This window comes from Pantoea sp. SGAir0175 (assembly GCF_043547855.1).
The window spans coordinates 671858-684530 of record NZ_CP028082.1 but is presented as its reverse complement, the minus strand read 5'-3'; the positions used below and the strand labels follow the sequence as shown (position 1 = coordinate 684530).

Here is a 12673-nt window from a genome sequence, read left to right as displayed (position 1 = left end):
TGGTCATGTTAACGGCAGCAGAAGAACGGGCTCGACGCTATATAAGGCACACTCTGCAAACAAAAGCCAAGATGTCAGTTCATATATTTTACTTATAATTCGATCTGCATTCAGAAAATAAACTAAATACGCTTGAATTTGTTTTCACGGCTGATTATTGTCGGCCAAATACAGCCTGTGCCGTGAGAACTCTGATGCTTAATGCTCATCAGCAACAAATTCTGCGTTTATTAATTGCTTCGCATGGCATGAGCCGCACGGCAATTGCGGAAAAAATGAAGCTGAGTAAAGCCGCAATCAGCACATTAATCAAAGAGATGCTCAGTGCAGGATTACTGGAAGAGAGCATTCCGGAAAGTAACGGTCAGGGTCGTCCTTCGGTATTATTAAAAATGCGTGCCGACAGCGCCTATTTTCTCGGTGCGTCATTGCTCGGTGACGATGTGTATCTGGTGCTGACGGATATGCACGGTCGCATCCTGGCCAGCACCCACATGCCGCTGAATCCCGACCCTGTGCAACTGGCTGGCGCGCTGGCTGCCGCTATTCCGGACCTGATTGCACAAAAAGGCATTTCCGCCGATCAGCTCATCGGGCTTGGCGTCACGCTTTCCGGCTTTGTCGATGAGCACCAGGCCGTGTGCGTCCAGTCTGCCCTGCTGGGCTGGAAAAACGTTCCGCTGGCGGCCCTGCTTAACGCGCAAACCGGACTGGAGGTGTCGCTGGAAAACGATGCCAAAGCTCTGGCGGTCAGCGAAAAGATCTTCGGCGTGGCGAAGAAGGCACGCAATTTCACCCTGATATCACATGGCGACGGCATCGGCTCCGCGCACTTCTTTCAGGGACAGCTGCACCGTGGCGCGCACGGTGGGGCCGGTGAAATCGCTCACTGTACCGTTGAGCCCGGCGGCCGCCCGTGCCGCTGCGGCAAGCGCGGCTGCCTCGACACGCTGGCGTCGCTCACCGCGATGCGAGAAAGCATGCGCGAAAAACAACTGCCGTGCACCAGCGTTGCCGGACTGGAAACGCTGGCGGTGAAAGGCAACAGCGCCGCCATCGCCCTTCTGCATCAGGCAGGCGATGCACTCGGCCTCGCCATCGCCAATATTATTCAGATGAACGATCCGGAGATGATTGTCATTGCCCATCAGCCGGATGCGTTTGATGGCCTGCTCAGAACCGTGGTGATGCAGGCGATCGATAGCCACGTGTTGCCTTCAATCATGGGCAAGACGCCCATCGTCAGCATGGCGATTGATCAGTTCAGCTGGGCCCGCGCCGCAGCCAGCGTGGCGGCTTACCGTTTTATCGTTCACTTACCCGACTAGCGGAGTCTGTTATGCGCATTGCCTATGGTGGAATTCATACTGAATGCAGTACCTGGAACCCGGTGCTCAATTACGCCGACGATTTCCGCATCGTGCGGGGTGAAGCGATGACGACCAATCCCTATTTCGCCTTTCTGAAGGATTACGCGGCCGAATTTCTGCCGACCTTTCACGCCCGCGCCATTGCCGGTGGGCCGGTGGCACGTGTGACCTATGATGCCTTCAAACAGGAGTTTCTCCGTCGGCTCGAGGCTTATTTGCCCGTGGATGGCGTTTACCTGGCGATGCACGGCGCGGTTTATGTCGAAGGGATGGAAGACGCGGAAGGCGACTGGATTAGCGCGACGCGCGAGCTGGTCGGGCCCGATTGTCCGATTAGCGTCAGCTACGATCTGCACGGCAATGTCTCGCAGCGCATCATCGACGCGATCGATATGTTTTCAACCTACCGCACGGCACCGCATATCGATGTGGAAGAGACCATGCGCCGATCCGTCTCAATGCTGGTCAATAGCCTGCAAAGCGGCATCCGACCGGGTGTGGTGTGGGCGCCGATCCCCGTGGTGCTGCCAGGCGAGCGCACCAGCACGGAAGATGAACCGGCCAAAAGCCTTTACGCCAGCCTGCCCGGCATTAACGCACTTGAACATATCTGGGATGCTTCGCTGATGGTTGGCTATGTCTGGGCGGATGAGCCACGCGCCACGGCGGCAGCCATCATGACCGGTACCGATGCCGATGTGCTGTCTGAGCAGGCGGCCAAACTGGCGCTGGCTTACTGGCAGGCGCGTGAGCAATTTGTGTTTGGCTGCGTGACCGGCAGTACTGAAGAGTGCGTACGCATGGCGATTTCCAGCCCTGGCGGACCGGTGATTCTCGCCGACTCCGGTGATAACCCGACTGGCGGCGGCGTGGGCGATCGGGCCGATGTACTGGCCGAACTGCTGCGGCAAAATGCGCAGGATGTCATCGTTGCCGGCATTACCGATAAACCGGCCACGGAGGCGGCCTTCGCCGCGGGCGTCGGCGCCCAACTGTCCCTGACTATCGGTGCCACGCTGGATCCTGCTGGCGGCAAAGTCAGCGGCGAGTTTGAGGTGCTGCGGCTGAGTGATGATGCCCGTTCGGTTGCCCGCCAGGCGCTGCTGAAGATTGCGGGCATCACCGTGGTGGTTGCCGATCGGCGTCGGCCTTACCACAACCTGGCGGATTTCGCCCTGCTCGGACTCGATCCGCGCCAGGCAAAAATTGTGGTGGTAAAATCCGGTTACCTGTCACCCGAGTTGGCGCCGATTGCCAATCCCAACCTGATGGCGCTGTCGGAAGGTGTGGTCGATCAGTATGTTGAACGGCTGGTGCGGAAACGCAAGCTGCAGCCGGCTTATCCGTTCAATACCGATTTTACCTTTGTGCCGGTCAGCACCCGCTCGGCGCGCTTTGTGGCGGCACAATGAATCGCGCTGACCCGCCGGTGCTGAGCATCGAAAATCTCACCGTCGCGTTTCGCAGCGATGACCGCTGGCGTGAGGTGGTGAAAAACGTCTCTTTTACCCTCGGGGCCGGTGAAACGCTGGCGATCGTCGGTGAGTCGGGCTCAGGCAAAAGCGTTACCTCGATGGCGATCATGCGCCTGCTGAATAGTCGTCACGCACGTATCAGCGGCAAAGTGCTGCTGAACGGCGTGGACTTGCTCACGCTGAGCGAACGTGCAATGCGCGATATCCGTGGCAATGCCATCGCGATGATATTCCAGGAGCCGATGACCAGCCTTAATCCGTCGTTCACTATCGGTCACCAGATCGCTGAGGCGCTGATCGCGCACCGCAAAATCAGCGCACGCGCCGCCCGCGAGGAGACCATCCGGCTGCTGGAGAAAGTGCGAATTCCCAACGCGGCCAAACGCTTCAGTGATTACCCGCACCACTTTTCCGGCGGCATGCGTCAGCGCGTGATGATCGCCATGGCGCTGGCGCTGCGCCCAAAACTGCTGATTGCCGACGAGCCGACCACGGCGCTCGACGTCACGATTCAGGGTCAAATCCTTGACCTGATCAAGACCCTGCAGGAGGAGGAAGGCACCGCCGTGCTGTTCATCACCCACGATATGGGCGTGGTGGCAGAAGTCGCCGACCGCACGCTGGTGATGTATCAGGGCGCGATGGTGGAAACCGGCAGCACCGCCGCGATTTTCTCAGCCCCGGTGGCAGAGTATACCCGCACGCTGATTGCGACCGTGCCGCAGCTGGGTGCCATGCGCGGCATCGATGGACCGCGTAAGTTTGCGCTCAACGGCGAAGCGCCGGTGGCGCAGGCGCGGCAGACGCCACAAGGGCAAACGCCGCTGCTGTCGGTGAAGAACCTCAGCACGCGCTTCAGCATTCACGAAGGGCTGTTCAGCCGTAAAACCGGTGCGGTGCACGCCGTGGAGAATATCTCGTTTGATTTGCTGCCGGGTGAAACATTGTCGCTGGTCGGCGAATCCGGCTGTGGCAAATCCACCACTGGCCGCTCGCTGACGCGGCTGGTGCAGCCGGCCTCCGGGCAGATTGCTTTTGACGGCAGCGACGTGCTCACCCTCTCCCGGCAAGAACTGCGCAAGCTGCGCTGTGCCATGCAGATGATTTTTCAGGATCCGTTTGCCAGCCTTAACCCGCGCATGTCGGTCCTTGAAGCCCTCACCGAACCTTTTTTACAGCATCGGCTGGGCAGTAAGGCCGCCGCACAGAGCAAAGCGGCCGAACTGATGACGCGCGTTGGCCTGCCCGCAACCATGCTGAAACGCTATCCGCACGAATTTTCCGGCGGCCAGCGTCAGCGCATCTGCATTGCCCGTGCGCTGATGCTCGATCCGAAAATGATCATTGCCGACGAGTCGGTGTCCGCCCTTGATGTCACCGTGAAAGCGCAGATCATTAATCTGCTGCTCGATCTGCAACACAGCCTGAATCTGTCGTATCTGTTTATCTCACACGATATGGCGGTAGTGGAGCGCATCAGCCATCGTGTGGCGGTGATGCTGCTGGGAGAGATTGTTGAGATTGGTCCGCGCGCGGCTATTTTTGAGAATCCGCAGCACCCTTACACACAAAAACTGCTCGCGTCGGTGCCAGTGCCCGATCCGGCGCGCCGCCATTTAAAACGGCACGTGGACGTCAGCGAGCTGAAGAGCCCGGTGCGTGCCAATGGATTTGTGCCGGAAACACGGCATTATCAGGAAGTGAGCGCCGGACACTGGGTGATGCGGTAAAACGCTGGCCGCGTTTTTCACTTCATCAGCACCTGGAACTGCGGATTAAACTCATCAAAAATTGGCAGAGCCGCTGCGCCCAGGGCGGCGGTGTCGCTGCCGGTCATGCCGGTCTTGAGTCGCGTGCCGGTCAGATAGCGGCCGCGCACCGATTGGTAGAGCGGCGGCAGGCGCTGGATAATTTTATCCAGCAACACCGCAGGCATCATGCCGCCGATAATCACGCTCTCGGCATCAAAGATACACTCCAGCATATTAATACCCTGGCGCAGCGGCGTGAGCACAGTATCGATCCAGCGATCAAACAGCGCCGGATCAACCTGCAGTAAATCTTCCGGCAGCGCGCTCATTGGGTCCAGCCCGCAGAATTCGTAAGCGGCCTGCAGCGAAACATAACGCTCCAGGCAGCCGTGATTGCCGCAGTAACACTCACGTCCACCGGGTTCAACCACCACGTGCCCCACTTCACCGGCGTTGTGCGCATGGCCGCTGTACACATGGCCATCCATGATGATGCCCGCGCCCAGGCCCGTGCCAATATACAGATAAATAAAGGAATTAAGATGACGCGCCACACCGTGAAAGCGTTCGCCAATCGCCGCGACGGTGGCATCATTCTCCAGCGTGACCGGCAGTCCGCTCATCTCAGCGAGACGCGCCGCGATATCGACATCCTCCCAGCCGTGCAGCGTGGTCGGCCCCATTGACGAGATACCCTCCACACCAAACGGCCCCGGCATCACTACGCCAATACCCAGCACTTTTTGCCAGCGCGGCCCGGTCTGCTGTTTGATCTCCGCCAGCACCCCAGCAATGCGCGCTAATGTGGCATCCGGCTGCGGTTTTTGCACCATAATAAGGCGGCGAAAATGGATTTCACCGGTGAGGTCCACCAGCACAATCAGTAGCGTCTGATGGTCGAGATGGATGCCGATGGAAAACGCACTGGCAGGATTCAGGGTGACCGGAATCGCCGGCTGACCGCGGCCCTGCTTACGCGGCTGACGGCTGGTGAGCAGTTCCGCCTGCTCCAGTTCAGCGACGATATTCGAGACGGTTTGCGGCGTTAGCGCGGTCAGTCGCGCCAGCTCGGCACGGGTCAACTCACCGTGCAGGCGTATCGCTTCGATAATCACCCGGCGATTGTGCGCGCGCGCATGTTCCAGATTGGTTCCCGACGTTTTCATCCTGCTCGCTTCCCTCTTTTAACCACCGCTGCGGACCGCCGCCTCAATATCTATGATCGGCCACACATTTTACAACCTGTTTACCTGACAGCGGCAAAAATCTGTGCAAAGTAGTGTCGGATGGCAGCGTTGTTTTCTGCCCTGGCACGTCCCTTGCTTTAGCTCACTGCTGTCAGCCACTGCGCGCTGGCAATCTGTGCGCGATATTAAATCAATCAAATTGATTTAATTAAACACCCTCTACTGCATGAAGGCGAGAACGCAATGAAAAATCAGATGAAAGGTTGTTTTGCCGCCGTACTGTTCGCCTGCGCGGGCAGCGCGGCAGCGGCTACCACTACGCTTAACGCCCTGTTTATGACGCAAGCGGCCTACAGTGAAAACGATATCCGCGCCATGACGCAGGCGTTTCAGTCAGCGCACCCGGACGTGCAGGTCAATCTGGAGTTTGTTCCTTACGAAGCGCTGCACGATAAGATCGTCGCGGCACGCGGCGCGGGTGGCAACGGTTACGATGTGGTGCTGTTTGATGCCATCTGGCCGGCGGAATTCAGCAAGTTCGACCTGCTGCAGGATGTCAGCAGCCGTATCAGCGCAGATGAAAAAGAGAAAATCTTCCCCGGCGCAATGAACACCGTGGTGTTCAAAGGCAAAACACTGGGCATGCCGTGGATCCTCGACACCAAATATCTCTACTACAACAAAGCGATGCTGGAAAAAGCCGGCATCAAAGATCTGCCGCAAACCTGGCAGCAGGTGCTGGATGATACGCGCATCATTAAGCAGAAAAATATCGTTAAATATCCGCTGGTATGGAGCTGGTCACAGGCGGAAGCGCTGGTGTGTGACTACACCACGCTGGTCTCCGGCTTCGGCGGCAAATTCTATAACAACGGTAAGCTCGATTTCTCTACGCCAGCCTCGCTGCAGGCGGTGAAGCTGATGAAAAGCTCGCTCGATGAGGGCCTGACCAACCCGGCTTCGCGCGAATATCTGGAAGAGGACGTGCGCAAAGCCTTTTCCAACGGCGATGCGGCTTTCGCTCTCAACTGGACCTACATGTACAACATGGCCAACGATGCCAAACAGAGTAAAGTCGCCGGCCAGGTTGGCATCATGCCCGCACCTGGCGATGCGCCCAATCGTTTCGGCGCGGTCAACGGTTCGATGGGTCTGGGCATTGCCAAAGGCAGCAGCCATCCGGAGCAGGCGTGGCAGTACATCAGTTACATGACTTCGCAGCCGGTACAGAATAAATACGCCACGCTCAGTCTGCCGATCTGGAAAAGCTCCTACCAGGATCCCGCGGTCAGTAAGAATCAGGAGAGCCTGATCGCTGCTGCCGACAAATCGCTGAATGTCATGCTGTCGCGTCCGGAAACCGCTGATTACTCACGTCTCTCCAACACCCTGCAGCAGCAGCTGCAACAGGTTCTGGTCGGCAGCGCGACACCGGAAGCAGCCATGCAGGCGGTAGACAAAAGTGCGGCGCGTCTGCGTTAAGGGGTCAGTATGCTGAGTTTGCGTCAACGCGAACAACGGCAGGCGTGGGTGCTGCTGGCACCCATGCTACTGGTGATGCTGTTGCTCACCGCCTGGCCGCTGCTGCGCACTATCTGGCTGAGTTTTACCGACGCCGCGCTGATTGGCAGCGGCGGGGAAGCGCCGCAATGGATTGGTCTGGAGAACTATCTCTACGCCATTACCGATGCGGATTTTCAAACCTCGCTGTGGCGCACGCTCTACTTCACCGTGGTGTCGGTAGCGATTGAAGGCGTCATCGGCGTGCTGGTTGCGCTGCTGCTCAACCAGAAATTCGCCGGACGTAACGTGCTGCGCGTGCTGGTGATTCTGCCGTGGGCGCTGCCAACCATTGTGAACGCCATGATGTGGCGCCTCAATTTCAATCCGGACTACGGCAGTATCAACGCCCTGCTGACGCAGCTCGGTATCATTGATGGCTACCGCAGCTGGCTGGGGTCGCCGGCTTCCGCGCTCAACGCAGTAATGTTTGCCGACATCTGGAAAAACTATCCGCTGGTGACGCTGCTGGTGCTGGCGGCGCTGCAGTCGGTGCCGGAGGATCTTTACGAAGCGGCACGGCTGGATGGCGCATCGGCATGGCGGCGTTTTCGTGCCATCACCTTTCCGGCGATTGTCGGATCGCTCAGCGTGGCGCTGGTGTTACGCACCATCGACGCCTTTAAGATCTTCGACATCATCTATGTGATGACGCGCGGCGGTCCGGTCGACAGCACCAAAACACTGAGCTTTTACGTCTATCAGGAATCCTTCAGCTACCTGCGCGCCGGCAGCGGTGCGGCTTATGCCATGTTAATGACGCTGCTGTGCGCGGTGCTGATCACCCTTTACATGCTATTACTGTGGCGGCAGCGCCGTCGGGGAAGTGCCTATGAAGGTTAAACTGCGTACCTGCGCTAAATACGCGGCGGCGCTGCTGGTGGCGCTCTCTGTCGTGGCACCGATGGGCTGGCTGTTTCTGATGAGCGTCAGCGCCACCAGCGATCTGACTCGCGTGCCGCTGGAATGGCTGCCGCGCCAGTGGGATTTCAGCCGCTACGGCAGGCTGATCTTGCTGGAACCCGGCCAGCCCGGCGCGCTGTTTCTGCATGCGCTGGGTAATAGCCTGCTGGTGGCAACCGGCGCGACGCTGGTGTGCCTGCTGCTGGCGATTCCGGCGGCGTTCAGCTTCTCGCGCTATCGCGGTCGCGACGGCTGGCTGTTCGCGTCTCTGGCCATCTATATGGTGCCGCCGGTGGCGTTTGTGCTGCCGCTCTACTTTCTGCTGCAGCAGTTCGATCTGCTCAACACCCGACCCGGTTTGATCATCGTGTACTGCTCGCTGATTTTGCCGTTTCTCACCTGGATGCTGAAAAACCAGTTTGATGCCCTGCCGCAGGATATCGAACAGGCCGCGCGTCTTGATGGGCTGCGCGTCTGGCAGGTGCTGCTGCGCATTACGCTGCCGCTGGCGAAACCGGTGCTGGGCGCGGCGGCGCTGTTTGGCTGGCTGCTGGCGTGGGATGAATTTTTCTACGCCCTGCTGTTCACCAGTAACATCGCCGCGCAAACCCTGCCGGTCACCATTGCCGGCTTTACCGCAGGCCGCGCCACCGACGATGGGCTGATTGCCGCCGTCGGCATTCTGGCGTCGGTTCCTCCTCTCTTTATCGCTATCTGGCTGCAAAAAACGCTGGTCAGCGGCCTTGCCAGTGGCGGGAGCAAAGGATGATGAGCAATAAGGAAGCCCGCGCCACGCTCTACGTGGTGGGCAATATCAATGTCGATGTCATCATGGGTACGCTGGACAGCTGGCCGCAGCGTGGCACCGAAGTGATGCTGCAGCACAGTGAGCTGCGTCCGGGCGGTTCGGCGGGCAACTGCGCACTGGCGCTGGAAGCGATGCAGGTGCGCCATCGCGCCGTCGCTAATCAGGGCGATGACGGCCTCAGCGCATGGCTGGCGAGCCATTTTCCGCACAGCGCGGCGCACTGGACGCGCTACGCCTGCGAAACCTCGCTCACCGTTGGCGTCACGCACTCCGATCACGAGCGATCGTTCCTCAGCAATCTCGGTCACATTGTGCGGCTCAGCGCGCAGGACGTGTTGAGCCAGCTCCCGGCGCAAGCCAGCAGCGGCGATATCGTGCTGTTGTGCGGCACGTTTCTCTGCCTGCAACTGTATGACGACTATCCGCAGTTGCTGGCCGAACTGCATCAGCGCGGGTTTATCACCGCCGTCGATACCGGCTGGCCGCCGCAGGGCTGGAGCGATGAGGTACGCGTGCAGATCGCCCGCTGGCTGCCGCAGTGCGACTGGCTACTGCTCAATGAAGTCGAAACGCTCGGGCTGAGTGGCGCAGATGATCTGCACACCGGCGCGCACCAGCTTGCGCAACGGCTCAGCGGGCGCGGCGGCTGCGTGGTGAAATGCGGTGCACAGGGCGCGGGCTGCTGGCAACGTCAGCACAGCCTGCAACAGCCTGGTCGCGCGGTCGCGGTGGTCGACACCATCGGTGCCGGCGACAGCTTTAACGCCGGCTTTCTCACCGCGCTGCTGCATCAGCAGGATCTTGCCACCGCACTGCAATGGGGCATTGCGGTGGCCTCACTGGCAATCAGCACGCAGCCACGTCGCTATCCCGACTGGCAACAACTGCAACTATGCGCACAGGAGTTTTAAATTATGGCCGGTGTTGAACTCGTTAAAGTGGCCAAGCGCTACGGTAAACAGTCGGTGCTGCATCCGCTCGACCTGACCATTCCCGACGGCAGCTTTACCGTGCTGGTTGGCCCGTCCGGCTGCGGCAAGTCGACGCTGCTGCGCCTGCTCGCCGGACTGGAGAGCCTGTCCGACGGCGCGATTCTGATGGATAAAGTGCAGATTAACGATCGCGATCCCGCCGATCGCGACATTGCGATGGTGTTTCAGAGTTATGCGCTCTATCCGCACCTGACGGTGGCCGAAAACCTGGCGTTTCATATGCAGGTGAAAAAGGTACGCCGCGATGAGCAGCAGCAGAAAATCGCGCGCATCGCCGCGATTCTTGGCATTGATAAGCTGCTGCAGCGCTACCCGCGCGCGCTATCGGGTGGGCAGCGTCAGCGCGTGGCGATGGGCCGCGCCATGGTGCGTAATCCGCAGGTGTTTCTGTTTGACGAACCGCTCTCTAACCTTGATGCCCAGCTGCGTATGGAGCTGCGCGCCGAGATCAAGTCGCTGCATCAGCGTTTCAAAACCACCATGGTGTATGTCACGCACGATCAGGTAGAAGCCATGACGCTGGCCGACCAGATTGTGGTGATGAAAGAGGGACGCATCGTGCAACAGGGCGCACCGCTGGCGATCTACGATCGCCCGGCAGATACCTTTGTGGCGCGTTTTATTGGTTCGCCGCCCATGAACCTGTTACCGGCACAATTGCTGACGCACGATGGCGTGCCGGGCGTGCAGTGTCAGGACTGGTGGCAACCGCTGCCCGCGCAGTGGCAGGCGGTGGCACGGGAACGTGAAGGCGCTGCCGTGACGCTGGGGGTGCGCCCGCACGATCTGTGCGAAGTGCAGGACGGCGCGCCTGCGAGGGTGAACGTGGTGGAGATTACCGGGGAATCAACTCTGCTGCACCTTGACTGGCACGGTCATGCGCTGCATATGCAGATGACCGGACGGCATGCAGCCAGCAGTGGTGCGACGCTGCGCATCGGTTTCAATCCGCAAAAAATTCATCTGTTCGATGCCGAAAGTGGTTTACGCCTGGCGGAAAAGTAAGCGCGGCGCGGTTTTCAGGTGCCGGGGCGCATCAATGCGCACCCGGCCCAAAAACCTGTTATTACCTTGCAGGATCAGCGTTTACGGTGACCAGACGGGCTGACTTTTTCCCTCCGGCGTCAGCCTTCAGCCGTCACCGGCTGGAACGTCCGACGGTTGACGCTGGTCAGCACCACCAGCAGTGCCATCATCAGCAACTCCACCGCCAGCGTACCGCTGATGGCTGCCAGATGATTACCATGCTGATTGATCTGGGTGAACACGCCGCCGAGCAGCATCGGTCCCAGTCCCAGCGCCGATTGCTGCACGGTAGACAGCACCGCACTGCCTGCGCCGGCCTGATGATGCGGCACCCCGCTCATACCAATCCGGTAGAAGGTGCTGACAATAAACGACTGGCCAAAGCCAATCAGCGCGGTAGCCGGAATCAACGTAACAATGCCTACCTGCGGCCACGCCAGCTGCAGCGTCGCGATCAGCGCCACCAGCCCGACCATCTGAATCGCACAGCCAGACAGTAACGTGGCACGTTTACCATAGCGCTCAACCATGCGGGTAGTACGCATTGAGCCGATAAAATAGGCCGCGCCCAGGGCAATAAACGCGTTGCCGGACTGAAAAGCGGTCATGCCGATGCCGGATTGCAGCGTCAGCGCCACTGCGAACATAAAGCCGCTCCAGCAGGAGAAGAACAGCACCGCCAGCGTCAGACCAAAACGCACGCTGGAAAGACGCAGCAGCGAGGGCGGCAGCAGCGGCGATCCGCCAGCGGCTTCCAGTCGCAGCGCGCTGTGGCGCAGCCGATGCAGAAACAGTGGAAACAGCACCAGCAGTAACAGGCACGGCCACGACCAGTGCAGTAGCGGCCCCAGCGCGAGGGCCAGCATCAGACAGCCGATCGCGCCGGCCAGCAGCAGCGTACCGCTCACATCCACCGGCACCCGCTTGAGGTTATGCGTTTCCGGCACGAAGCGGCGCGCGGTTAGCAGGACGAACAGGCAGATCGGCAGGTTGATGAGAAACACGCTGCGCCAGCCGTAGCCGCCAATATCGGCTTTGATCAAAAAACCGCCCAGCACCTGGCCAATAATAAAAGCCAGCCCGCCGATACCGCCGTACAGGCCAATGGCCCGCGCATGCGCCCTGCCCTGCAGCGTAACGTGCAGCGTGGCGAGAATCTGCGGCACCATAAAAGCGGCACCGACGCCCTGCAGCGCGCGCGCAAACATCAGCATGCCGACGCTGTTAGCGATGCCGCACAATAATGACGCAATGCCAAAGATCCAGACGCCGGCAAGGAACACACGACGGCGGCCAAAGTTATCGCCCAGGCGTCCGCCCATCGCCAGACAAATAGCAAAAGCGATACCGTACACCGCCACGATCAGCGCCAGCGCGATCGGCGAGGCACGCAGCGATTGTGCCATCGCATCCAGCGCGACGTTGACTATGGAAAAGTCGATCATCGGTAATAGCTGCCCGGCCAGCAGGACCACCAGTCCTGCACGTTTAAGTTGCGATGTCTGCATAGCGTTAACCTTGTTTTTAGTTTCACTACGGCATAGCATCACCTAACCGTTAAACGGGTACCAGTTCTTGATTATCATGGTATAAATTCTACC

10 protein-coding genes are annotated in these 12673 nt (G+C 59.4%); 8 read left to right on the top strand and 2 right to left on the bottom strand.

Going from position 1 to position 12673, the window contains the following annotated elements; all coding sequences use genetic code 11:
* Nucleotides 1–194 precede the first annotated feature (194 nt).
* Genes C1N56_RS22515 through C1N56_RS22505 form a run of 3 tightly spaced genes read left to right on the top strand, consistent with a single transcriptional unit; the run spans nucleotide 195 to nucleotide 4575 of the window.
* Nucleotides 195–1328 carry an ROK family transcriptional regulator gene (locus C1N56_RS22515; RefSeq protein WP_262264084.1) on the top strand — a complete coding sequence of 378 codons (1134 nt, stop codon included), beginning with the start codon at nucleotides 195–197 and terminating at the stop codon, nucleotides 1326–1328.
* A gap of 11 nt (nucleotides 1329–1339) precedes the next feature.
* Nucleotides 1340–2782: a M81 family metallopeptidase gene (locus tag C1N56_RS22510; protein WP_262264085.1), complete on the top strand. Its 1443-nt coding sequence runs from the start codon at nucleotides 1340–1342 to the stop codon at nucleotides 2780–2782.
* Nucleotides 2779–4575: an ABC transporter ATP-binding protein gene (locus C1N56_RS22505; RefSeq protein ID WP_394517592.1), complete on the top strand. Its 1797-nt coding sequence runs from the start codon at nucleotides 2779–2781 to the stop codon at nucleotides 4573–4575. Before C1N56_RS22510 ends, C1N56_RS22505 begins: the two co-directional genes overlap by 4 nt.
* Before the next feature lie 17 nt (nucleotides 4576–4592).
* On the opposite strand, the gene C1N56_RS22500 is transcribed toward C1N56_RS22505, so the two are convergent.
* On the bottom strand, nucleotides 4593–5762 hold the full coding sequence (locus C1N56_RS22500; protein WP_058759002.1) for an ROK family transcriptional regulator: 1170 nt from the start codon (nucleotides 5760–5762) through the stop codon (nucleotides 4593–4595).
* 264 nt (nucleotides 5763–6026) lie between these two features.
* On the opposite strand from C1N56_RS22500, the gene C1N56_RS22495 reads away from it, so the two are divergent.
* From C1N56_RS22495 to C1N56_RS22475, 5 genes are read left to right on the top strand one after another with little or no spacing between them, the layout of a single operon-like run.
* Nucleotides 6027–7265 carry an extracellular solute-binding protein gene (locus tag C1N56_RS22495; RefSeq protein ID WP_211726786.1) on the top strand — a complete coding sequence of 413 codons (1239 nt, stop codon included), beginning with the start codon at nucleotides 6027–6029 and terminating at the stop codon, nucleotides 7263–7265.
* Between the two features lie 9 nt (nucleotides 7266–7274).
* A complete protein-coding gene (locus C1N56_RS22490) occupies nucleotides 7275–8186 on the top strand; it encodes a carbohydrate ABC transporter permease (RefSeq protein ID WP_021508901.1) in 912 nt (303 codons plus the stop codon).
* The gene (locus tag C1N56_RS22485; RefSeq protein ID WP_125310204.1) at nucleotides 8176–9015 is read left to right on the top strand and encodes a carbohydrate ABC transporter permease; all 840 of its coding nucleotides are present in this window, start codon (nucleotides 8176–8178) and stop codon (nucleotides 9013–9015) included. The genes C1N56_RS22490 and C1N56_RS22485 overlap by 11 nt, the downstream gene beginning before the upstream one ends.
* Complete coding sequence (locus C1N56_RS22480) at nucleotides 9015–9965, top strand: carbohydrate kinase family protein (protein ID WP_058781050.1); 951 nt, start codon at nucleotides 9015–9017, stop codon at nucleotides 9963–9965. Before C1N56_RS22485 ends, C1N56_RS22480 begins: the two co-directional genes overlap by 1 nt.
* Nucleotides 9966–9968: 3 nt before the next feature.
* Nucleotides 9969–11051 (top strand): ABC transporter ATP-binding protein, encoded by a 1083-nt coding sequence (locus tag C1N56_RS22475; RefSeq protein ID WP_211724537.1) that lies wholly within the window; start codon nucleotides 9969–9971, stop codon nucleotides 11049–11051.
* A gap of 119 nt (nucleotides 11052–11170) precedes the next feature.
* Here C1N56_RS22475 and C1N56_RS22470 read toward each other — a convergent pair whose 3' ends face one another.
* Complete coding sequence (locus C1N56_RS22470) at nucleotides 11171–12580, bottom strand: MFS transporter (RefSeq protein WP_394517591.1); 1410 nt, start codon at nucleotides 12578–12580, stop codon at nucleotides 11171–11173.
* Nucleotides 12581–12673 lie beyond the last annotated feature (93 nt).